Genomic DNA, 22,331 nt, shown 5'->3' on the forward strand with positions numbered 1-22,331 from the left:
TTCAAAATGACTTGCGCACCCGGCACGGTTCAGAAATTACGTTCAAACCACGCCTTCATGCGCCCGAAAACCTGTTTAATGCTGCGCGTCTCCCGCGCCTGGATGCCCCTGCGCCGCTGTGCGGCACCTTCCATCACCAAGCCCATCGCGGTGGCGTAGCGCGGCTGGCACACCACGTCCGCCAGACCACCGTCGTACTGCGGCGCGCCAACCCGCGCCGGCATGTGGAACACCTCCTCCGCCAGCTCGGCCATGCCGCGCATCACCGACGAGCCGCCGGTCAGCACGATGCCCGAGGACAGCAGCTCCTCGTAGCCGCTGCGGCGCAGCTCGGCCTGCACCAGCTCGAAGAGCTCGGAGACGCGCGGCTCGATCACGTCGGCCAGGGCCTGGCGCGAGAGCTTGCGCGGCGGGCGATCGCCCACCCCGGGGACCTCGATCATCTCCTCGGGGTCGGCCATCTGATGCATCGCCACGCCGTGGCGGATCTTGATCTCCTCGGCCTCGGAGGTCGGCGTGCGCAGCGCCATCGCGATGTCGTTGGTGATCTGGTCGCCCGCGACCGGTATCACTGCGGTGTGGCGGATCGCGCCCTGCGTGAACACCGCGATGTCGGTGGTGCCGCCGCCGATATCGACCATGCACACGCCGAGCTCCTTTTCGTCCTCGGTCAGCACCGCATGGCTGGAGGCGAGCGGCTGCAGGCTCAGGTCCATGACCTCCAGCCCGCAGCGGCGCACACACTTGATCACGTTCTGCGCCGCGGACACCGCGCCGGTGACGATGTGCACCTTCACCTCGAGCCGTACGCCGCTCATGCCGATCGGCTCGCGCACGCCGCCCTGGCCGTCGATGATGAACTCCTGCGTGAGGATATGCAGGATCTGCTGTTCGGCCGGGATCGGCATCGCGCGCGCAACCTCGATCACGCGCTCCACGTCCATGGTCGAGACTTCCTTCTCCTTGATCGCGACCGTGCCGCTGGAGTTGAAGCTCTTGATGTGGCTGCCCGCGATCCCGGTATAGACCTCGGCAATCTTGCAGTCGGCCATGACCTCGACCTCCTGCACCACGCGCGAGATCGCGTCGACCGTGGCCTCGATGTTGACCACCACGCCGCGCTTGAGGCCGTTCGTCGGCTGCGTGCCGAGGCCGATCACGTTGAGCCTGCCGTCCGGCTTCACCTCGGCCACCATGCAGGTGATCTTGGCCGTGCCAATGTCCAGACCGACGATCAATTCTTTGTATTCCTTGCTCATTTCCTGCCTTTCCTGCCGGAGGAGGGCTCGGCCTGTTGCAGTACCGAGGCGTCGGCCGGCGTCAGCGCGAACCCACCCGGGTAGCGCAGATCCGCCAGCCTGATGTCGATGTCGATTTCCTGTTGCACCCGCGGCCACACGGCGATGAAGCGCTGCAGCCGCTCGGCCAGCGGGGATTTGTCACGCTCGCGGCCGAGCACGATGGTCATGCCATTGTCGAGCTGCAGCTGCCACGCTTCGCGTGCAGACAACGCCAGTCCGACCAGGCGCACGCCCAGCGGCTCGAGCATGCTGGAAAACTCGTGATGGCGCGCCAGCAGCCACTGCGAGGACCCCTGCGGGCCGTCGAACTGAGGCATGTCCCCATTGCTGGCGGCGACGAACACTTCGCCCTGGCGGTTAACCAGGCGCGCCTCGCCACTGTCGGACACGGTCCAGTAGGCGACGGCCTCGTGCTCCTGCAGGCGCAGTTCGAGCGCATCCGGCCAGCGCCGGCGCACCTCGGCCTTGCGCACCCAGGGCAGCTTCTCGAAGGTCGCCTTCACCGCGGCGAGATCGACCGTGAAGAAATTTCCCTGCACGGCGAGACGGGCGGCGTATTCGAGCTGCTCCTCGGTGACCTGTGCGGGCTTGGTCGCAACCACCAGCTCGCGCAGCGGAAACAGCGGACGCGAAAGGAACCAGGTCACCAGCGCCCAGCCGAGCGCGACCGCAGCGGCAAGGGTGAGCAGGTCGGAGATCAGGTTCAGCAAGGCCGGACGGTGCCACAGGCCCTTCTCCTGCCCGGCGCGCGGGCGCGCACCGCCCGCTGCCGCCGAACGGGCGGAACGGATCGAGGCAGGGCGGGCCTGGATCTCAGCCAAGGCGAGCTCCTTCCAGAATCCGCAGGCACAGCGCGGTGAAGTCCAGCCCGGCGACGCGGGCCGACATCGGCACCAGCGAGTGACCGGTCATGCCCGGCGAGGTGTTCATCTCGAGCAGATAGGGCCGGCCATCGGTGGTGAGGATGAGGTCGGCACGCCCCCAGCCGCGGCAGCCCAGCACCCGCGCAGATTTCATCACCAGCGCCTGCAGTGCGGCCTCCTGCTCGGCCGGCAGGCCGCAGGGGCAATCGTAGCGCGTGTCGTCGGTGAAGTACTTGTGCTGGTAATCGTAGTTGCCGTCCGGCGCGACGATACGCACGAGCGGCAAGGCATGATCCTCGAGGAAGGGCGCGGTGAGCTCGTCGCCGACGATGAACTCCTCGGCGATCACCAGGCTGTCGTAACCCGCGGCAAGTTCCCACGCCGCGCGCAGTTGCCCCGGCTCGGTGACCTTGGTCGCGCCCATGCTCGACCCTTCATGCACGGGCTTGACGAAGATCGGCAAGCCGAGCTCGGTCACCACCGCATCCCAGTCGGTATCGCGCTCCAGGATGGCGTAGCGCGGCGTGGGCAGGCCGGCGGACAGCCACACCATCTTGGTGCGCCACTTGTCCATCGACAGGGCCGAAGCCATGACGCCGCTGCCGGTGTATGGGATCGCCATCAGCTCCAGCGCGCCCTGCACCGTGCCGTCCTCGCCGCCACGGCCATGCAGGGCGATGAACACGCGCTCGAAGCCCTCTTCCTTGAGGATGTGCAGATCACGCTCGGCGGGATCGAAGGGGTGCGCATCCACCCCCGCCGCCTGCAGCGCCGCGAGCACCGCGCTGCCCGACATCAGCGAAACCTCGCGCTCGGCGGAGGAGCCGCCGAACAACACCGCAACCTTTCCGAACCGGGCCTTCACGCTGCTTCCTCGATGCTGGCGAGCTTGCCCGGCACTGCGCCGATGCTGCCCGCGCCCATGGTGATGACGACATCGCCGTCGCGCGCGGCGGACAGGATCATGCGCGGCATGTCGGCGATGTCCTCGACGAAGACGGGCTCGACCGCGCCCGCCACGCGGATCGCACGCGCCAGCGAGCGGCCGTCCGCGGCGACGACCGGGGCCTCGCCGGCGGCATAGACCTCGGCCAGCAGCAGACCGTCGACGGTGGACAGAACCTTCACGAAATCCTCGAAGCAGTCGCGTGTGCGCGTGTAGCGGTGAGGCTGGAAGGCGAGCACCAGGCGGCGGCCCGGGAAGGCACCGCGCGCCGCGGCGATGGTCGCTGCCATCTCCACCGGGTGATGCCCGTAGTCGTCGATGAGGGTGAAGCTGCCGGCCTCGTCACCGTCCTGGTCCAGCAGCGCAACCTCGCCGTAGCGCTGGAAGCGGCGGCCAACGCCGCGGAAATCCGCCAGCGCCTTCACGATCGCTGCATCGGGCACCTGCACCTCGGTCGCCACCGCGATTGCGGCGAGCGCGTTGAGCACGTTGTGCATGCCGGGCAGGTTCAGCTCGATCGCCAGCCGGCTGGTCGTGCCATTGACGCGCACGCAATCGAACAGCATGCGCCCGCCCTCCGCGCGCACGTTCTCGGCGCGGATATTGGCTTCCGGCGAGAAGCCGTAGCGGACGATCTGCTTCGCGACCCGGGGCATGATCTCGCGCACGTTCGGGTCGTCCGCACACAGCACCGCCACGCCATAGAAGGGCAGGCGCTGGAGGAAATCGACGAAGGCCTGCTTGACGCGACCAAAGTCGTGGCCATAGGTGTCCATGTGATCGGCGTCGATATTGGTCACCACCGAGATCACCGGATTGAGGAGCAGGAAGGAGGCGTCGGATTCGTCCGCCTCCGCCACCAGGTAGTCGCCCTTGCCCAGGCGGGCGTTGGCACCGGCTGCATTGAGGCGTCCGCCGATCACAAAGGTGGGGTCGATGCCGCCCTCGGCCAGAATGCTCGCGACCAGCGAGGTGGTGGTGGTCTTGCCGTGAGTTCCCGCAATGGCGATGCCATGCTTGAAGCGCATCAGCTCGGCGAGCATCTGTGCGCGCGGCACCACCGGAATCTGGCGGGCGCGCGCCGCGAGCACTTCGGGGTTGTCCGCCTTCACGGCCGTGGAGACGACGACCACGTCTGCCGCATCGACATTGGTGGCGTCGTGGCCGCGCACGACCCGCGCCCCCATCCTCTGCAGGCGGCGGGTGGCGGCGTTGTCGCCGAGATCGGAGCCACTCACACGGTAGCCCTGGTTGGCCAGCACCTCTGCGATGCCGCTCATGCCGGAGCCGCCGATGCCGACGAAATGGATGTTCCGCACCTTATGCTTCATTGCTGTACTCCACCGGCCAGTTCGGCACATGCGTTGGCAACCGCCACTGCGGCGAGCGGCTTGGCGAGCGCCCGGGCGTTCTCGGCCATCTGCAGCAGTCGGCCGCGATCGAGGCTGGCGAGGATGCCCGCCAGACGCTCGGGCGTGAGTTCGGACTGCGGTAGCAGGTAGGCGCCCGCGCGGTCGGCGAGGAAGCGCGCGTTGCCGGTCTGGTGGTCATCCACCGCATGCGGGAAAGGCACCAGCAGGCTGGCCACACCCGCCGCGGCGAGTTCCGCCACGGTCAGCGCGCCCGCGCGGCAGATCACCAGATCGGCGTCGGCATAAGCCGCCGCCATGTCGGCGATGAAGGGCCGCAGGTCGCCCTCGACCTGGGCGCGTGCATAGGCTGCGCGCAAGGCCTCGATCTGGCGTTCGCCCGCCTGGTGCACGACCACCGGACGCTGCTCTGCGGGAAGCCGCAGCAGCGCCTGCGGTACGGTCTCGTTGAGCACCGCGGCCCCCAGGCTGCCACCGACCACGAGCACGCGCAGCGGCCCCTCGCGTCCTGCCATGCGCTCTGCGGGCGGGACCACCGCAGCGATGTCGGCACGCACCGGATTGCCCAGCCACTCCGCCTTCTCCAGCACCTCGGGGAACCCGCTCAGCACGCGGTCGGCGACCTTCGCCAGCACCCGGTTGGCGAGCCCCGCGACCGAATTCGATTCGTGCAGCACCAGCGGGCGGCCGAGCAGTGCCGCCATCATGCCGCCCGGGAAGGTGATGTAGCCGCCCATGCCGAGCACCACGTCGGGGCGCACACGACGCAGCGCGCGCAGCGCCTGCCAGAATCCGCGCAGCAGGTTCAGCGGCAGCAGCAGCTTACGGACCAGCCCCTTGCCACGCAGTGCGCCGAAGCGCACCCAGGCGGTTTCATAGCCGCGCGCGGGGACGATGCGCGCCTCCATGCCATCCGGGTTGCCCATCCAGACGATGCGCCAGCCGCGTGCGCGCAGTTCCTCTGCCACCGCGATCCCGGGGAAGATGTGGCCACCCGTGCCACCGGCCATCACCATCAGCGTCTTCATGCACGGCCTCCGCGCATGAGCTGTCGGTTCTCCCAGTCGACACGGAGCAGGATGCCGAGCGCGACGCAGTTGGCCACGATGCCCGAACCGCCGAAGCTCATCAGCGGCAGGGTCAGGCCCTTGGTCGGCAGAAGCCCCATGTTGACGCCCATGTTGATGAAGGACTGCACGCCGATCCACAGGCCGATACCCTGCGCCACCAGCCCGGAGAAGTAGCGCTCGAGCTTGATCGCCTCACGGCCGATCAGGAAGGCTCGCTGCACGATCAGGGCGAACAGGACCACCACGGTGAGCACACCGACGAAGCCGAGCTCCTCGGCGATCACCGCGAGCAGGAAGTCGGTATGCGCTTCGGGCAGGTAAAACAGCTTCTCCACGCTGCCGCCGAGGCCGACCCCGAACCACTCCCCGCGCCCGAAGGCGATCAGCGAGTGCGAGAGCTGGTAGCCCTTGCCGAAGGCGTCCTGCCACGGGTCCATGAAACCGAAGATGCGGTCGCGGCGATACGGCGAGGTCCAGATCAGGATCACGAAGCCGATCAGCGCGAGCACCGCGAGCAGGCCGAACACCCGCACGTTGAGGCCACCGAGGAACAGCACCCCGAAGGCGATGGTAGTGATGACGACGAAGGCGCCGAAATCCGGCTCGCGCAGCAGCAGGAAGCCTACGAACAGGATCACTACGAGCATGGGCAGGAAGCCCTTGATGAAGCTTCCCATCACGTCGAGCTTGCGCACGGTGTAGTCGGCTGCGTACAGCGCCGCGAAGATCTTCATCAGCTCCGAGGGCTGCATGTTCACCGGCCCGAGCGACAGCCAGCGCTGCGCACCATTGACCTCGCGCCCTACCCCCGGGATCAGCACCACGACCAGCAGCACCACGCCGGCGACGAAGAGCGCGGGGGCCAGCTGCTGCCAGCGCGCCATCGAAAACTGGAAGCTGACCAGTCCCAGGCCGATGCCTACGGCGAGGAAGACCGCGTGGCGCATGAGAAAATAGTGCGACTGATGACCGGTGAAGCGGCTCCCCTCGGCGATCGCGATCGATGCCGAATAGACCATGACCAAGCCCAGCAGCAGCAGCGCGACCGTCGACCAGATCAGCAGCAGGTCGAGTTCGCGCGCCGGCGCGGAAGCCTGCCGCGCGAGCCGCCCTGCCGCCGAGCGTGCGGGGTCCGGCGCCTGACTGCCGCGGTGGAAGAGCCCGGAGAAGCCGCCCGCGAGTTTCATGAGGCACTCACCCCCGGCAGACGGCGTACCGCAGCGACGAAGACCTCGGCGCGGTGCGCGTAGTTGCGGAACATGTCCAGGCTGGCGCAGGCAGGCGACAGCAGTACGACATCGCCCGCGCACGCAAGCGCGTTGGCACGCAGCACCGCAGCCTCCAGGTCCTGCGCATGCTCGAGGGGAACGCCACACCCTGCGACGGCCGCCTCGATGCGCGCGGCATCGCGTCCGATCAGCACCAGCGCACGCCCGCGCTGCGCGAGCACGGGCGCGAGCGGCGTGAAATCCTGCCCCTTGCCGTCGCCGCCGGCGATCAGCACCACGGGGCAATCCATTCCGGCCAGCGCGGCGACCGTTGCACCGACATTGGTGCCCTTGGAGTCATCGTAGAAGCGCACTCCGTCGGTACGCTCCGCCACCCGTTCGACCCGGTGCGGCAGGCCGCAGAAGGCGATCAGGCCGGGCACGAGGCGGCGCGGCGCGATCCCGAGCCCGCCCTCGCACAGGGCGAGCGCGGCGAGGGCATTGGCCGCATTGTGGCGCCCGGCGAGCGGAAGATCGGCCAGCGCAAGCAGGCGTTCGCCGCCGCGCATCAGCCACGGCGCCCCATCGACATCGGCGAGACCGTACTCGGCATCGGCGCTCGGCGCGGAGACGCCGAAGGAGAGTACGCGCCGCCCCGGCCGGGCCATGGCCGCGACGCGCCGATCCTCGCGGTTGATGACCTGCACGCCCTCGCCCTGAAAGATCGCAGCCTTGGTGGCAGCGTATTCGTCGAGGTCGCGGTAGCGGTCGAGGTGATCATCGGTGATGTTGAGCACGGTGGCCGCCTCGGCGTCCAGGCCCCGCATGGTTTCGATCTGGAAGCTCGAAAGCTCGAGCGCCCAGCACTCCGGCAGCTCGGCACCGATCTCGAGGCGCTGCATCAGCACGTCGAGCGCAGCCGGGCTGATGTTGCCGGCCGCAACCGCGTCGACGCCGGCGGAGCGGGCGAGCGCCGCGGTCAGCGCGGTGGTGGTGGTCTTGCCGTTGGTGCCGGTAATGGCGAGGATACGCGTCTGCTTGCGCACGCCCAGCTCATCGAGCGCCTGGGCGAGCAGGCTCATCTCACCGGTAAGCGGCAACCCGCGGCGGCGCGCCTCGGCCGCCACGCCGGTACGGGGGTCAAGGCCCGGGCTCAGGGCAATGCACTCGATGCCATCCAGCACCTCGGCACCGAACGACCCGGTAACGATCTCGGCCAGCGGCGCATCCGCCCGCAGTGCATCCAGCCCCGGCGGCGCAGTACGGCTGTCCGCCACGCGCAGGCGCGCACCCCGCAGCGCGCACCAGCGCGCCATGGCGAGGCCCGATTCACCGAGCCCGAGGACGAGAACATGTTTGCCCGTGAGTGCGCTCATCTCAGTTTCAGCGTCGACAACCCGAACAGCACCAGCATGATGGTGATGATCCAGAAGCGGACCACGACCTGCGTCTCCTTCCAGCCGCCCAGCTCGTAGTGGTGATGCAGGGGGGCCATGCGGAAGATGCGCTTGCCGCCGGTGGCCTTGAAGTACAGCACCTGCAACATCACCGAGAGGGTTTCGGCGACGAACAGGCCGCCCATGATGAAGAGCACGATCTCCTGGCGGACGATCACCGCGATCGTGCCGAGCGCGGCACCGAGCGCGAGCGCACCGACGTCGCCCATGAAGACTTCGGCTGGATAGGCGTTGAACCACAGGAAACCAAGTCCGGCGCCGCAGATCGCACCGCAGAACACCGCCAGCTCACCGGCACCGGCCACGTAGGGCACACCCAGGTATTTGGCGAACCCGGCATGACCGGCCACGTAGGCGAAGATCGCCAGCGCACCCGCCACCATCACGGTGGGCATGATCGCCAGCCCGTCCAGACCGTCGGTGAGATTCACCGCATGGCTGGTACCGTTGATCACGAAATAGGTCAGCGCGACGAAGCCGAAGATGCCCAGCGGATAGGCGACCGCCTTGAAGAAGGGCACGATCAGCTCGGTTTCGGCCGGCGTGCTCGCCGTAAGGCCGAGGTAGATGGCCGCAGCGAGCGCAATCGCCGAGGTCCACAGGTATTTCCACCGGCTTGCCAGCCCCTTCGGGTCGCGATGCACCACCTTGCGCCAGTCATCTACCCAGCCCACCGCACCGAAGCCGAGAGTGACGAACAGGGTCACCCACACGTAATCGTTCTTCAGGTCGCCCCACAGCAGCATCGTGATGCCGATCGCGATCAGGATCAGTGCGCCGCCCATGGTCGGCGTCCCCGCCTTCGTGAGGTGGGATTTCGGGCCATCATCACGCACCGCCTGGCCAATCTTCTTGGCGGCGAGCCAGCGGATGACGCCGGGCCCCGCAATCAGCGAGATCGCCAGCGCGGTGAGCGCCGCGAGCACCGTCCTCAGCGTGATGTAGCCAAAGACGTTGAAGCCCCGGATGTCCTGGCCAAGCCAGAGTGCAATTTCCAACAACATTTCAGGATCCGCCGTGTTCCGAAGGGGTTGGGCCCTGCATCGCAGCGAGCAGATCCGCCACCCTTTCCATCCGCATGAATCGCGAGCCCTTCACCAGCACCACCGAGTCTGCATTCAGCCGCAGCGCGAGCGCGCCGACCAGTGCTTCGGGCGAGGCGAAATGACGCCCGCCCTCACCGAAGTTGCGTACCGCCACCGTGCTCATGTCGCCCAGCGCGAACAGGCCGTCGATGCCCTTGCTCTTCGCATAGCCACCGATTTCGTCGTGCACCTGGGCGCAGGTCTCACCGACCTCACCCATGTCACCCAACACGAGCCAGGTGTTGCCGGGCGTCGCCGCGAGCACGTCGATCCCCGCCCGCACCGAATCCGGGTTGGCGTTGTAGCTGTCGTCCAGAATCAACGCGCCCCGGGGGCCCTCGCGACGCTGGAGCCGGCCGCGGGTGCCCGCGAAACCGCTCAGCCCTTCGATCACCGCATCGAGCCCGGCGCCTGCCGCGAGACACGTCGCTGCGGCAGCGAGCGCGTTGTGTGCGTTGTGCAGTCCCGGCACCTGCAGGGCAAACTCCACGCACCCTTGCGGGCTGTCGAGTTCGAGCCGCGAACCGAGGCCGCGGAGGGTACACCGGCCGCGGACATCGGCCGCGTGCTCGATACCGAATGTCACAATCGCGCGGCCTTCGTTGATACCGCGCCAGTACGCCGCATGCGGGTCGTCCGCGTTGACCACCGCCACGCCCGCGGCGCCAAGGCCGCCGTAGATGGCGCCCTTCTCGCGGGCGACGTCCTCGACACTGCCCAGCCCCTGCAGGTGGGCGCGCTGGGCGTTGTTGACCAGGGCCACGGTGGGTTGCGCGAGCCCGCTCAGGTAGCCGATCTCGCCTGGGTGGTTCATGCCCATCTCCACCACCGCCGCACGGTGGAAGTCGCGCAGCTCGAGCAGGGTCAGCGGCAGCCCGATGTCGTTGTTCAGGTTGCCACGCGTCGCCAGCACGGACTCATCGCCGTAGCCGTCCGCGTGCGCCTGCGCGCGCAGGATCGCGGCACACATCTCCTTCACCGTGGTCTTGCCGTTACTGCCGGTGACGCCGATCACCGGCAGCGCGAAGCGCGCGCGCCAGGCAGAAGCCAGCGTGCCGAGCGCGCGCCGGGTGTCGTCGACGATCAGCAGGGGCAGACCTTCACCGGCATCGGGATTGGCCGCGGCCCAGGCCGCATCCACCATCGCCGCAGCCGCGCCGGCGCGGGCCGCAGCCGCCAGGAATGTGTGTCCGTCGAAACGCTCTCCGCGCAAGGCGACGAAGAGCTGCGCCGGAACGACGGAGCGGCTGTCCGTGCCCACGCGCTCGAAGCGAGCCGAACCCACGTGGCGTGCGCCGTGCGCGACCAGCGCCCGTACCGCGTCGTGCAGGCTCATCATCGCTCGCCCCCCTTTACGTGCCAGGCGCGCAGTGCCTTGCGGGCCTGCTCGATGTCGGAGAACGGCAGGCGCTCCCCGAGGACCTCCTGATAGGGCTCGTGCCCCTTGCCGGCGAGGAGCACGACATCGTCCGGCCCCGCCTCCACGATCGCGCGCACGATCGCCTGCGCACGATCGACGATCCGCTCCGCGTCGGCACCTGCGCCGGCCGCGATGGCATCGATGATCCGCAGCGGGTCCTCCGAACGCGGGTTGTCGCTGGTGACCACGACACGGTCGGCCAGGTTGCGGGCGATCTCCCCCATCAGCGGCCGCTTGCCCGGATCGCGGTCCCCGCCGCAACCGAACACGCACACCAGCCTTCCGCGCCGCGTATGCACGGTCCCGCGCAAGGCTTCGAGTACTTTGGCCAGCGCATCCGGCGAGTGCGCATAATCGACCACCACCAGCGGCTCGCAGACGCCCCCCACAAGTTGCATGCGCCCCTGCGGAGGAACCAGGCGCGACAGCACCGGAACCAGATCGTCAAAGCTGACGCCGCGCGCAAGCAGGGCGCCAGCCACCGCGACGACGTTGGAAACGTTGAACGGAGCGACCATGCGCACGTTCACCTCGGCCTCACGACTTTCCCAAGCCAGCGTGAAACGCAAGCCTGCGGGCGCAGCCTGCAGGCGGTCAGCGAGCAGAACCCGCGCACCGGGAACGGCGGTCAGGTTCGCGCCATAGCGGGTGCACGCGATGACGCTACCCCCTTGGTCAACCAGCCGGCGCGCAAGGACCAGGCCGAAGGCATCATCGATGTTGATCACCGACGCACGGAGCTCGGGTCGACTGAAGAGCCGGCTCTTCGCCTCCGCATACCGGTCCATGGTGCCGTGGTAGTCGAGGTGATCACGACTGAGGTTGGTGAAGATTGCGACATCGAAGCGAGCGCCGTTCACACGGCCCTGATCCAGCCCGATCGAGGACACTTCCATCGCAGCAGACGACGCGCCGGCGGCGCGAAAGCGCGCGAACCAGCGATGCAGTTCCAGCGCATCCGGCGTGGTATTCAGACCTTCCTCGAGTTCATCGGGGAAACCGCAGCCCAGCGTGCCGACCACGCCGCAGCGCTCACCCAACTCGCCGCAGGCGCGCGCCAGCATCTGGCTCACCGTGGTCTTGCCGTTGGTGCCGGTCACCCCGGCCAGCCAGAGGGAAGAGGACGGCTGGTCATGGATCTCGTTCGCCAGAAATCCCGCCAGCTCGCGCAGCCCCTGCACCCCGAAGGCGGGAACGCCAAAGCCGCTGGCGACGAATCCATCGCCCTCTTCCCACAGCAGCGCGGCTGCGCCCCGCGCCGCAGCGTCGGCAAGATAGCGACGTCCGTCGGTGCGAACACCGGGCCAGGCCGCAAAGATGCAGCCGGGCACGACCTTGCGCGAATCGGCGGTGATGTCGGTTGCTGCCACACCCGCTGCACGCAGGCGCTCGAGCAGGGCGAGGGCCCGTTCGGTGCTCACATGCGCTCCCGAGAGACCTCAGCGGCCGGCTCATCCGCGGCGCTGCGCCGGGCCAGTTGCAGCGGCGTCAGCGGCACATCGGGCGCAACGCCCAGCGTGCGCAGCGCGCCTTCGGCGATGCGCGAGAACGCAGGCGCAGCCACCGCGCCGCCGAAGTACTGGCCTGCCGAGGGCTCGTCCACCATCACCGCCACCACGATGCGCGGATTGTTCGCCGGCGCGAAGCCGACAAAGGACGAAATGTACTTGCGCGCGTAGCGGCCATCCTCGAGCTTGTGCGCGGTGCCGGTCTTGCCTGCGACGGTGTATCCGGGCACCTGTGCCTTGGGCGCAGTTCCGCCGGGGCCTGCCGCCAGGTGCAGCATGGCGCGCATCTGGCGCGCAGTCTCGTTCGAGAACACGCGCCTGCCCGAAGACGGCAGGCCGTCGACGCGAGTCAGCGACAGCGGCACGAGTTCACCGTCGCGGGCGAACACCATGTAGGCGCGCGCCATCTGGATCAGGCTCGTGGAAATGCCATGCCCATACGACATGGTAGCCTGCTCGATGGGGCGCCAGCTCTTGGCCGGCCGCACACGTCCGGACGTCTCTCCGGGGAAACCAAGATTCAGCGCCGCGCCGAAGCCGAGCTGATCGAACAGGTGCCACATCTCGTCAGGGCTGAACTGCTGGGCCATCTTCACCGTGCCGACGTTCGAAGATTTCTGCACGATCTCGGACACGGTCATCACGCCATGGCGCTTGGTGTCAGAAATCGTGGCGGCACCGATGGTCATGCGCCCGTTGCCGGTATCAATCGCGGTATCGGCACGCACCTTGCCGCGCTCCAGCGCGAGCGCGGCGATGAAGGGCTTCATCACCGAACCGGGCTCGAAGGAGTCGGTGAACGCCCGGTTGCGCAGCTGCGCGCCCGTCAGCCCGGAGCGGTTGTTGGGGTTGAAGGTCGGTGCATTGACCAGCGCCAGCACCTCGCCCGTGCGCGTGTCGAGCACCACCGCAGAGGCCGCCTTGGCCTTGTGCTCGTGCATCGCGTCACGCAGGGCCGACCACACCAGGTATTGAATCTTGCCGTCGATCGACAGCGCAAGGTCCTCCCCGTCGCGCGGCGAGCGGATCGGCTCGACGTCCTCGACGATCCGGCCGCGGCGATCCTTGATCACGCGGCGTGCACCCGCCTGACCCGCCAGGCGCTTTTCGAACGCAAGCTCGATGCCCTCCTGACCCTTGTCCTCGACGTCCGTGAAGCCGATCAGGTGGGCCATCACCTCGCCGCCGGGGTAGTAACGACGGTACTCCCGCTCCTGATGAATTCCCGGTAGCCCCAGGGCCGCGATCTGCGCGGCCACCTCGGGTGGAACCTGACGCTTCAGATAGACGAAATCTCGCCCGGAAGCCAGCCGCCGGTTCAGTTCATTCACGTCCATCTCGAGCATGCGCGCAAGCTCGCGCGCCTGCGCGGGCTCAAACCGCGCGTCCGAAGGCAGCGCCCACACCGCACGCACCGGCGTGCTCACGGCAAGGATGTCGCCGTGACGATCGGTGATGCGGCCACGCGTGGCAGGCACCTCGAGCGTACGCGCGTAGCGCGATTCACCCTTTGCCTGCAGGAAGTCGTGATGGATTCCCTGCAGGTAGAGCGCACGCCCTGCAAGGGCGAGCGAGCAGCCCATCAGCGCGAGCATAACCAGCCGCGGCCTCCAGGCCGGAAGCTCGCGCTTGAGCAAGGGATTGTGGTTGAAGGTGACCGAACGCTGTTTCTTCATGACTGCGGCTCCACGACCATCACCTGCCCGGCAGGCGGCAGGCGCATGCCCAGTTTCTCCCGCGCCAGCTTTTCGACGCGGCCGTGCGTCGCCCAGGTGCTCTGCTCGAGTTGCAACTGCCCCCACTCCACCTCGAGTGCCTGCGCGCGCGCCTGCTCGCGCTCGTACTCAGCGTGGAGCTGGCGCGCCTTGTGCTGCGCGGCCACTACGCCAAGCGCACTGGAAACCACGAGTGCGACCAGGACGGCATCGACGCGGATCATTGCGGCGCCTCCGTGCGCTCGGCCACCCGCAGCACCGCACTGCGTGCACGCGGATTGGCCTCGACCTCCTGCTCCGTGGGGCGAATCGCCTTGCCGAGCAACCGCAGCCGCGGCGCAGGCAGGTCGGCCGCCCGCAGCGGGAGACGCCTCGGCAACACCGGAGGGCGCGACTCGTCACGCATGAAACGCTTCACGATGCGGTCTTCCAGCGAATGAAAGCTGATCACGGCCAGACGCCCGCCGGGTGCGAGGCGCGCCACGCAGGCCGGCAGCACACGACTCAGCTCCTCGAGCTCCTGATTGATGAAAATCCGAAGAGCCTGGAAGGTGCGTGTCGCAGGGTGCTGCCCCGGCTCGCGCGTGCGGACCGCCTTTTCCACGAGCGCGGCAAGTTGTCCAGTGGTTGCGACAGCCCCCCCTGCCCGAGCAGCTGCAATCGCCTTTGCAATCGCATGAGCAAACCGTTCCTCTCCATAATCCCTGATGACCTCCGTGATCTGGCCGACCGAGGCCTCCGCCAGCCATTGCGCCACGGTCTGCCCGCGGCTCGTATCCATGCGCATGTCCAGCGGCGCGTCGTAGCGAAAGCTCATACCCCGGGCGCCCTCATCGAGTTGGGGTGAGGACACCCCCAGATCGAGCAGCACACCGTCCACCTTTTCGACCTGCAACCCGCTCAACGCTTCGTCCAGCGCGCTGAAGGCGGAGTGCACCAGCGTCAGTCGGGCATCTTCGATCGCCCTTCCCGCAGCAATCGCCATCGGATCGCGATCGAATGCGATCAGCCGGCCATGCGGCCCCAACCGCTCGAGCACCGCACGGCTATGACCGCCGCGCCCGAACGTGCCATCGACGTAAATTCCGTCGGCACGGATCGCGAGCGCGTCGACTGCCTCGGCGAGCAGGACGCTGACGTGAACCTGCGCGGCCGTCACAGCGCCAGGCTCTCGAAACCCGGCGGCAGCCCGGTCGCGACCAGATCGAGCATCGCCTGCTGCTGCTTCTCCCAAGCCTCGTCCGACCAGAGCTCGAAATGGGTTCCCTGACCGACCAGCCAGACCTGCTTCTCGAGCTTCGCGAACTTGCGCAGCGAGGGTGCAACCAGCACGCGGCCAGCGGCATCGAGCGACTCTTCCTGGGCAAAGCCCACGAGCAGGCGCTTGAGCATCGCCGAGCGTGGATCGAGCCCTGGCGCGGCAAGCACCTGGTCTCGGATCGGCTCCCAGGCAGGCACCGGATAGACGAGGCAGCAGCCGTGAGGATGCGCCGTGAGCACGAGCTGACCACTCTCGGCGGTGAGGGCGTCACGATGCCGCGCCGGGATCGCAAGACGACCCTTCGCATCGAGATTGAGCGCGGCAGCTCCCTGAAACATCACACCCCCTGGCGGCATCGGAAAAGCATCGACTCGACACTTTTTCCCACTTTTTTCCACTTGATCCCACTTTAGTGGAAAGGCCTTGCATGGTCAAGGCAGCAACCTGGGAATCTCTTTGTGACACAATGACTTAACGCACGGCCGAAATCGTGCAATAAATCCTGCAAAATCAAAGGGGATGGAAAATGTGCTCGAGTTCGGCCTCAACCTGAACGCCGCGAAGCCCCTGTGGGAGAAAGTGGGGCAGCAAGCCTGAAAACGGCGCAGGAGGAACGCGAAAAGGCTGCTCATGTGCGTCGCGCGCAGCAGCGGACCGCCCGCGCCGCACGAGCGGCCAGGAATACGGCCGCCGAAGTGGGAATCGCCGAAGTGGGAATCGCCGAAGTGGGAATCGCCGAAGTGGGAATCGCCGAAGTGGGAATCGCCGAAGTGGGAATCGCCGAAGCGGGAATCGCCGAAGCGGGAATGACCAAGAAGCGGCGAGGCGATTGGGAAGTTCGCCGATAAGCCGGGTTCTGTCGAACACGCCGGCAAGCCGGCAATGTCGGGCAGTCATTCCTCTGGGCGCCGTGTCACCACGGCGCTCTAGCAGCCTACCCGGGAGCGACGCGAGCCACGCCAATGCTCCCCTATTTGGCCTTGCCCCGGATGGGGTTTGCCGTGCCAGTCCTGTTGCCAGTCCTGCGGTGAGCTCTTACCTGCCGGCACTTTCGCGCCGGCCCGCGCCGCGCTTGCGCACGCCGCGACACCGTTTCACCCTTGCCTGATCTCCATTGAAGAGCGAACTCTTCAATATGGACCTTTCCACCTTGCGGCGGCCGAGTCCGAGCCATCGGCGGTCTGCTCTCTGTTGCACTTTCCGTCGCCTCACGGCGCCCGGCCGTTAGCCGGCATCCTGCTCTGCGGGGCCCGGACTTTCCTCCACGCACAACGCGGTGCGCAGCGACTGCCTGGCGAACTTCCCGCGTGGATTATACGCAGCCACGGCCCCGGGCGTGTGCTCGAGATGCAGCGTTCAGTTTGCAGGCGGCGCAGCAACGAAGACCGGCTGGCCTTCCTTGAGCATGAAGCTGCCGACCAAGGCGCCTGGCGGCTGGTTGCCAGGGTTGTCCCAGTCCTGCAGGCGACACTCCTCGGTGCCCGCCAGATACCAACGCGCACCCTGCTGCAAGGCCCACAGCATGTCGCCCGCCTGATAGACCCGCATTTCCACCAATTCGGTCGAACCCGGATGGATGCGGATGCGCTTCTGACAAGCAGGCAGACGGGAAACCACCACCGCCTGGCGAAGCTCGTCGTCCCAGAAGAACTTCTGCTCGCGCACCAGGATCAGCGCGTGCTGGCTGCCGTCGATCATGTATGCGGTGGCGCTGTTCTCACAGCCAGCGAGCGCAGCGACCAGGCCGAGCGCGGCCAGTACACGGGTCAGAATCTTGCGGTTGGCACGCATCTCACGCTCCCTCGACGAGCTTCCAAACCACCTGCTCACCCGCACGCAGCGGCACCAGCGGATCGGCACCAAGGTAGGCATAGCTTGCGGGCACGCTCCACGGCTCTCGACGCAACGTGATCGTACCTGCATTGGGCGGCAGGCCATAGAACGCCGGTCCGTTCAGGCTGGCAAAGGCCTCCAGGCGCTCGAGCGCCCCCGCAGCCTCGAACACCTCGGCGTACAGTTCGATACCCGCATGCGCGGTGTAGCAGCCGGCGCAGCCGCAGGCGTTCTCCTTCGTGCTCTGCGCATGCGGCGCGGAGTCGGTGCCGAGGAAGAAACGGGGATTGCCCGAAGTCACCGCCGCCACCAGCGCCTCGCGATGCGTTTCTCGCTTGAGCACCGGGAGGCAGTAATGATGCGGCCGGATGCCACCCGCAAAGATCGCGTTGCGGTTGAGCAGAAGATGATGCGCAGTCACGGTCGCTCCGACATTGGCCCCCGCCGCGCGCACGAACTGTGCGGCCTCCGAGGTGGTGATGTGTTCGAACACCACCTTCAGCCCTGGGAAGCGTCGTACCAGCGGCGACAAGGTACGCTCGATGAACACGCGCTCGCGGTCGAACACATCCACCTCCGCGCCGGTCGCCTCACCATGCACGCACAGCACCATGCCCCGCTTCTCCATGCGCTCGAGCACCGGATAGATCCTGTCGATCGCCGTCACGCCTGCGTCGGAGTTGGTGGTCGCACCCGCCGGGTAGAGCTTGCAGGCGACGATGCGCCCACTGTCCTGCGCCCGGTCGATCTCGTCCGGATCGAGATTGTCGGTGAGGTACAGGCTCATCAGAGGCTCGAACGCCGCCCCCGGCACCGCAGCGAGGATGCGCTCGCGGTACGCCAGGGCCTGCGCAGTGCTCGTCACCGGCGGCTTGAGGTTGGGCATGATCAGTGCGCGGCCGAAGCGCGCCGCGGTGTGCGGCACGACGGCTTCGAGCGCGGCATCGTCCCGCACATGGAGGTGCCAGTCGTCGGGACGGACAAGAGTGATCGATTGCATGGCAATTCCTTGTTGGGTGGCCGAATTATAGGCTTTCGCGCGGACTTCCGGGCCGTGGCCACCGGGCCATGGTCAACCGTCCTCGTCCACCTCATCACGCTCGCTGGCATCCGCGCGGCGCGCCAGCGCCAGCGCATACAGGGCCTTGCGCGGTGCGCCGCAGATGTCCGCAGCAAGCTGCGCTGCACTCTTCACCGGCAGGGCGCCCAGCAGCAGATCCAGCACGCGGACGGCCTCCGCATCCAGCCCTTCCGCGGCTGGCGCCCCCTCCACCACAAGTACGAACTCACCCCGAACGCGGTTGGGGTCGGCCGCGAACCAGGCCGGCGCATCCGCCAGCGCCATGCGCACGATCTGTTCGTGCAGCTTGGTCATCTCCCGCGCGACGACGATCTCGCGCGCACCTCCAAAGGCCGCCACCATGTCCGTCACCGACTCCACGACACGATGCGGCGCCTCATAGAACACCAGCGTCGCACGCTCGTCCCGCAATACCGACAGGGCGCTCGCGCGCGCCGCCGGACGAGCGGGCAGGAAGCCCACGAAACGGAAGCCCCCCTCCGCAAAACCCGACACAGAGAGCGCGGCAACCGCAGCGCATGCTCCGGGCAAGGGCACCACGGGGTGGCCTGCCGCCCGCACCCGTGCCACCAGCCGCGCCCCTGGATCCGAAACCGCCGGCGTTCCGGCATCGCTCACCAGCGCCACATGCTGCCCGGCGGCAAGCCGATCGATCAGTTGCCCAGCGGCCGCCTGCTCGTTGTGCTGATGCACCGCCATGGTACGCACGCGCAGACCAAACGCATCGAGCAGGCGCTGGGTGTGGCGCGTGTCCTCGGCCGCCACGACATCGACCGCCCCCAGGACCGCAAGCGAACGCAGGCTGATGTCATGAAGATTCCCGAGCGGCGTCGCCACCACATACAATGACGGCGTACTTGAAAGCGGGCGTTCGGGCAGGGAGATGGAGGCAGGCATGAGCGGAACGAAAGATCTCTGGCAAGGGACCAGCGGCCATCAGGGCCGCACACGGACGGACAGTATCGACGCACGCCGAACCCCCGCGCAAGCGCGCGGCGCCGCTGCGGAAGCGCTTGCCGCCGCCCATCTCGAGCGCAACGGTCTGCGTGTGCTGGCGCGCAACGTGCGCTGCCGCGGCGGCGAGGTGGACCTCATCTGCGCGGAACACGGCGAGGTGGTGTTCGTCGAGGTCCGTTTGCGCAGCAGCGGCCGCTTTGGCGGGGCCGCTGCGAGCATCACCGCCGCCAAACGGCGGCGCGTACTGATTGCGGCGCAGTGGTGGCTGGGCGGCGCCGGGCGCCATCAGCGGGGCGCACCCTGCCGCTTCGACGCCGTGCTGCTCGACGCGCTCGACCCCGCCCGAATCACCTGGTTACGCGGCGCCTTCGATGCCAGCTGAAGCGGCGTGCTAGACTCCGTCGCCCTGTACGCAAGGCCATGGGCATGAACCTCATCGACCGCATCTCGCATCAGTTCGAAGACAACATGCGCAGCACGCTCGAGGCGCTCGAGCTGCTTGCGGCGCCGATCGCCGGCGCGGTTGAGCTGATCACCGCCTGTCTGCTCGAGAACGGCAAGGTGATGGTCTGCGGCGGCAGCGGCTCGGCAGGCGACGCACGCCGCTTCGCCGCGCAACTCGTCAACGGATTCGAGCTCGAGCGCCCGGCGCTCGCGGCGATGGCGCTCAGCGCGGACGCGTCCACCCTCGCGCCCGGTACCGCCGGGATCGACCCGCAGGCGCTCTTCGAGCGCCAGATTGCTGCCTTCGGCCACCCGGGCGACCTGCTCGTTGCGCTATCGCACAGCGGCGACAGCGCGCGCGTCCTCGGCGCCATCCAGGCCGCACACGAACGCGACATGCGCGTCATCGCACTCACCGGGGCCCAGGCCACGGCGATCGCAGAAATCCTGACCCCTGCCGACATCCTGCTCGACGTACCCGCCACACGCACCGCGCGCATCCAGGAACTGCACTTGCTCATTCTGCACTGCCTGTGCGACGGTATCGACTGTGTCTTACTCGGAGAAGAAGACTGATGAATACATCCCTCACCCCGCAGCCCACCCTCGACAAGGACACGCCGCACATCGGCCGGCGCCGGATCCTTCTCGCCCTTGGCGTTGCGGCCCTGCCGCTGCTCCAGGGCTGCTTCCCAGTGGTCGCCACCGGCGTCGGCGCCGGCGCCGCCATGGTTGCCGATCGGCGCACGAGCGGCACCTACGTCGAGGACGAAGGCATCGAGTGGAAGGTGTCTGCGCGCATCCGCGAGCGACTCGGCGACATGGCACACGTGAACGTGACCTCGTACAACCGCAACGTGCTGCTTACCGGCGAGGCGCCGAGCGAGAACATGCGCGCGCAGCTCAATGAGGTCGTGGCCGGGGTCGAGAACGTACGCGGCGTCGTCAACGAAGTCGTGGTTGGTCCGAATTCCACGCTCTCCGCGCGGGCCAACGACACCCTGATCACCTCCAACGTCAAGGCCCGCTTCGTGGATGCACAGCGCTTCTCGGCGCACAGCGTGAAGGTCGTGACCGAGGCGAACGTCGTGTTCCTGCTCGGCATCGTCACCCGCGCCGAGGCCGATGCGGCCGCAGAGATCGCCCGCACCAGCAAGGGGGTACGCAAGGTCGTGCGCGTATTCGAGTACATCAGCGAAGAAGAAGCCCGCCGCCGCGACAACCCCACCAACGCGAAGCGCTGAGCGGCACCTCCGGCCGCGCCCACGCAGGGCGCCGGCCGGGAGGCAGCAGCCGGCAGCCTCCCGGCCGCAGGGCTCAGGTGGCTGCGTTCGGCGCGCGCGCGGCGAGCGCGTCCAGCAGCTTCTGATGCACCCCGCCGAAGCCGCCGTTGCTCATCACCAGCACGTGGTCTCCGCCCCGGGCGGCAGCGACCACGTCGTCCACCAGGCGTTCGAGAGCCACATACGTCCGTGCCCGCTCCCCCAGCGGCTCGAGTGCGGCCGCAACGTCCCAGTCCAGCCCTTGGGCGTAGCAGAACACCGCGTCGGCCGCCTCGAGGCTGGCGGGAAGCTGCGCCTTCATGGTGCCCATCTTCATGGTATTGGAGCGCGGCTCCAGCACGGCGAGGATACGTCCCCCGGGCTCGCGGCGGCGCAAACCCTCCACCGTCAGCGCGATCGCCGTCGGGTGATGCGCGAAGTCGTCGTACACGCGCACGCCCACCACCGTTCCGCGCAGTTCCAGCCTGCGCCGGATGCCCGCGAAGCGCGCGAGGCTGGCGATCGCCTGGGCCGGGGCGACCCCCACATGACGCGCCGCAGCGACCGCGGCCAGGGCGTTCTCGCGGTTATGGCTGCCGGCCAGCGGCAGTTCCGCCCGTCCCTGCTCCGTCCCGGCGAGCGCGAACACTGCCTCGGCATCGCACCCCCCCGCCTGCGCGGTCCACTGCGCGGGGTCGTTGAACCACTCCAGTTCCGACCAGCAACCGCGCCCGATCACACGCTTCAGGCTGTCCTCACGCGCATTCGCCACGATGCGACCGGAGGCGGGAATGGTCCGCACCAGATGATGGAACTGGGTCTCGATAGCCGCCAGGTCGACGAAAATATCGGCATGGTCGAACTCGAGATTGTTCAGGATCGCGGTGCGCGGCCGGTAATGCACGAACTTCGAGCGCTTGTCGCAGAAGGCAGTGTCGTACTCGTCCGCCTCGATGACGAAGAAGGGCGATTCCGTGAGGCGCGCCGACACGCCAAAATTCTGCGGCACGCCGCCCACGAGAAAGCCCGGGTTCAGCCCCGCATCCTCAAGCATCCAGGCCAGCAGCGAGGTGGTGGTCGTCTTGCCGTGGGTTCCGGCCACCGCCAGCACCCAGCGTCCGGCGAGCACATGCTCGGCCAGCCATTGCGGGCCGGAGACGTAGGGCAGGCCGCGGTCGAGGATCGCCTCGAGCAAGGGATTGCCGCGTGAGACGGCATTGCCCACGACGAATACATCGGCCGCCAGATCGACCTGGGCGGCATCGTAGCCTTCGATCAGGGTGATACCCTGCGCCTCGAGCTGGGTGCTCATGGGCGGGTATACATTGGCGTCGCATCCCGTGACCTTGTGGCCGGCCGCACGCGCCAGCAGCGCGACGCCGCCCATGAAGGTGCCGCAGATACCGAGGATGTGGAGATGCATGGCGAAGTCGCTCCGAGGATGCCGCGAGCGCGCCGCAAGAGCGCGCCGGAAGGGTTGCGAGGCGTTGCGAGGCGTTGCGAGGAGGTCGGCGCCGCGCGACACGGGGCGGTCATGCAGCTGCAATCCG

The 22,331-nt window shown here is 67.8% G+C and carries 21 protein-coding genes and 1 other RNA gene; 3 read left to right on the forward strand and 19 right to left on the reverse strand.

Translation table 11 applies throughout. The features are described from left to right. Nucleotides 1-29 precede the first annotated feature (29 nt). From ftsA to rsmI, 18 genes are all read right to left on the reverse strand, one after another. Nucleotides 30-1,259: a cell division protein FtsA gene (ftsA, locus tag ACNKW1_RS08830; RefSeq protein ID WP_418364212.1), complete on the reverse strand. Its 1,230-nt coding sequence runs from the start codon at nt 1,257-1,259 to the stop codon at nt 30-32. Then, nucleotides 1,256-2,122 carry a cell division protein FtsQ/DivIB gene (locus ACNKW1_RS08835; protein WP_418364213.1) on the reverse strand — a complete coding sequence of 289 codons (867 nt, stop codon included), beginning with the start codon at nt 2,120-2,122 and terminating at the stop codon, nt 1,256-1,258. Before ACNKW1_RS08835 ends, ftsA begins: the two co-directional genes overlap by 4 nt. Continuing rightward, nucleotides 2,115-3,029 (reverse strand): D-alanine--D-alanine ligase, encoded by a 915-nt coding sequence (locus ACNKW1_RS08840; protein WP_418364214.1) that lies wholly within the window; start codon nt 3,027-3,029, stop codon nt 2,115-2,117. Before ACNKW1_RS08840 ends, ACNKW1_RS08835 begins: the two co-directional genes overlap by 8 nt. Next, nucleotides 3,026-4,441, reverse strand: a complete 1,416-nt coding sequence (gene murC, locus ACNKW1_RS08845) for a UDP-N-acetylmuramate--L-alanine ligase (protein ID WP_418364215.1) — start codon at nt 4,439-4,441, stop codon at nt 3,026-3,028. Before murC ends, ACNKW1_RS08840 begins: the two co-directional genes overlap by 4 nt. Beyond that, nucleotides 4,438-5,508: an undecaprenyldiphospho-muramoylpentapeptide beta-N-acetylglucosaminyltransferase gene (murG, locus tag ACNKW1_RS08850; protein ID WP_418364216.1), complete on the reverse strand. Its 1,071-nt coding sequence runs from the start codon at nt 5,506-5,508 to the stop codon at nt 4,438-4,440. The genes murC and murG overlap by 4 nt, the downstream gene beginning before the upstream one ends. Further along, the gene (gene ftsW, locus ACNKW1_RS08855) at nt 5,505-6,737 is read right to left on the reverse strand and encodes a putative lipid II flippase FtsW (RefSeq protein WP_418364217.1); all 1,233 of its coding nucleotides are present in this window, start codon (nt 6,735-6,737) and stop codon (nt 5,505-5,507) included. Before ftsW ends, murG begins: the two co-directional genes overlap by 4 nt. After that, nucleotides 6,734-8,134 carry a UDP-N-acetylmuramoyl-L-alanine--D-glutamate ligase gene (gene murD / locus ACNKW1_RS08860; RefSeq protein ID WP_418364218.1) on the reverse strand — a complete coding sequence of 467 codons (1,401 nt, stop codon included), beginning with the start codon at nt 8,132-8,134 and terminating at the stop codon, nt 6,734-6,736. Before murD ends, ftsW begins: the two co-directional genes overlap by 4 nt. Next, a complete protein-coding gene (gene mraY, locus ACNKW1_RS08865; RefSeq protein ID WP_418364219.1) occupies nt 8,131-9,219 on the reverse strand; it encodes a phospho-N-acetylmuramoyl-pentapeptide-transferase in 1,089 nt (362 codons plus the stop codon). The genes murD and mraY overlap by 4 nt, the downstream gene beginning before the upstream one ends. A 1-nt stretch (nt 9,220) precedes the next feature. Then, entirely contained in the window at nt 9,221-10,639 is a 1,419-nt protein-coding gene (locus tag ACNKW1_RS08870) for a UDP-N-acetylmuramoyl-tripeptide--D-alanyl-D-alanine ligase (RefSeq protein WP_418364220.1), read from the reverse strand. After that, on the reverse strand, nt 10,636-12,141 hold the full coding sequence (locus tag ACNKW1_RS08875; protein WP_418364221.1) for a UDP-N-acetylmuramoyl-L-alanyl-D-glutamate--2,6-diaminopimelate ligase: 1,506 nt from the start codon (nt 12,139-12,141) through the stop codon (nt 10,636-10,638). Before ACNKW1_RS08875 ends, ACNKW1_RS08870 begins: the two co-directional genes overlap by 4 nt. Next, nucleotides 12,138-13,904, reverse strand: a complete 1,767-nt coding sequence (locus ACNKW1_RS08880) for a peptidoglycan D,D-transpeptidase FtsI family protein (protein WP_418364222.1) — start codon at nt 13,902-13,904, stop codon at nt 12,138-12,140. The genes ACNKW1_RS08875 and ACNKW1_RS08880 overlap by 4 nt, the downstream gene beginning before the upstream one ends. Continuing rightward, complete coding sequence (ftsL, locus tag ACNKW1_RS08885) at nt 13,901-14,167, reverse strand: cell division protein FtsL (protein WP_418364223.1); 267 nt, start codon at nt 14,165-14,167, stop codon at nt 13,901-13,903. Before ftsL ends, ACNKW1_RS08880 begins: the two co-directional genes overlap by 4 nt. Next, nucleotides 14,164-15,102, reverse strand: a complete 939-nt coding sequence (gene rsmH / locus ACNKW1_RS08890; RefSeq protein ID WP_418364224.1) for a 16S rRNA (cytosine(1402)-N(4))-methyltransferase RsmH — start codon at nt 15,100-15,102, stop codon at nt 14,164-14,166. Before rsmH ends, ftsL begins: the two co-directional genes overlap by 4 nt. Then, nucleotides 15,099-15,542, reverse strand: a complete 444-nt coding sequence (gene mraZ, locus ACNKW1_RS08895) for a division/cell wall cluster transcriptional repressor MraZ (protein ID WP_418364225.1) — start codon at nt 15,540-15,542, stop codon at nt 15,099-15,101. The genes rsmH and mraZ overlap by 4 nt, the downstream gene beginning before the upstream one ends. Nucleotides 15,543-16,033: 491 nt before the next feature. After that, an RNA gene (rnpB, locus tag ACNKW1_RS08900) (RNase P RNA component class A) lies at nt 16,034-16,507 on the reverse strand. A gap of 53 nt (nt 16,508-16,560) precedes the next feature. Continuing rightward, complete coding sequence (locus tag ACNKW1_RS08905; protein WP_418364226.1) at nt 16,561-16,995, reverse strand: hypothetical protein; 435 nt, start codon at nt 16,993-16,995, stop codon at nt 16,561-16,563. Between the two features lies 1 nt (nt 16,996). Continuing rightward, the gene (pyrC, locus tag ACNKW1_RS08910; protein WP_418364227.1) at nt 16,997-18,037 is read right to left on the reverse strand and encodes a dihydroorotase; all 1,041 of its coding nucleotides are present in this window, start codon (nt 18,035-18,037) and stop codon (nt 16,997-16,999) included. Between the two features lie 72 nt (nt 18,038-18,109). Then, nucleotides 18,110-19,015 (reverse strand): 16S rRNA (cytidine(1402)-2'-O)-methyltransferase, encoded by a 906-nt coding sequence (rsmI, locus tag ACNKW1_RS08915; RefSeq protein ID WP_418364228.1) that lies wholly within the window; start codon nt 19,013-19,015, stop codon nt 18,110-18,112. Between rsmI and ACNKW1_RS08920 the strand changes: the two genes are divergently transcribed. The 3 genes from ACNKW1_RS08920 to ACNKW1_RS08930 are packed head-to-tail and all read left to right on the forward strand — an operon-like array spanning nt 19,014 to nt 20,763. Continuing rightward, nucleotides 19,014-19,457: a YraN family protein gene (locus ACNKW1_RS08920; protein ID WP_418364229.1), complete on the forward strand. Its 444-nt coding sequence runs from the start codon at nt 19,014-19,016 to the stop codon at nt 19,455-19,457. The genes rsmI and ACNKW1_RS08920 overlap by 2 nt on opposite strands. Before the next feature lie 44 nt (nt 19,458-19,501). After that, nucleotides 19,502-20,095 (forward strand): SIS domain-containing protein, encoded by a 594-nt coding sequence (locus ACNKW1_RS08925; RefSeq protein ID WP_418364230.1) that lies wholly within the window; start codon nt 19,502-19,504, stop codon nt 20,093-20,095. After that, on the forward strand, nt 20,095-20,763 hold the full coding sequence (locus ACNKW1_RS08930) for a BON domain-containing protein (protein WP_418364231.1): 669 nt from the start codon (nt 20,095-20,097) through the stop codon (nt 20,761-20,763). Before ACNKW1_RS08925 ends, ACNKW1_RS08930 begins: the two co-directional genes overlap by 1 nt. A 73-nt stretch (nt 20,764-20,836) precedes the next feature. On the opposite strand, the gene mpl is transcribed toward ACNKW1_RS08930, so the two are convergent. Then, complete coding sequence (mpl, locus tag ACNKW1_RS08935) at nt 20,837-22,204, reverse strand: UDP-N-acetylmuramate:L-alanyl-gamma-D-glutamyl-meso-diaminopimelate ligase (protein ID WP_418364232.1); 1,368 nt, start codon at nt 22,202-22,204, stop codon at nt 20,837-20,839. Nucleotides 22,205-22,331: the final 127 nt, after the last annotated feature.

It is taken from the genome of Thauera sp. WH-2 (genome assembly GCF_048321015.1).
Lineage (GTDB): Bacteria > Pseudomonadota > Gammaproteobacteria > Burkholderiales > Rhodocyclaceae > Thauera.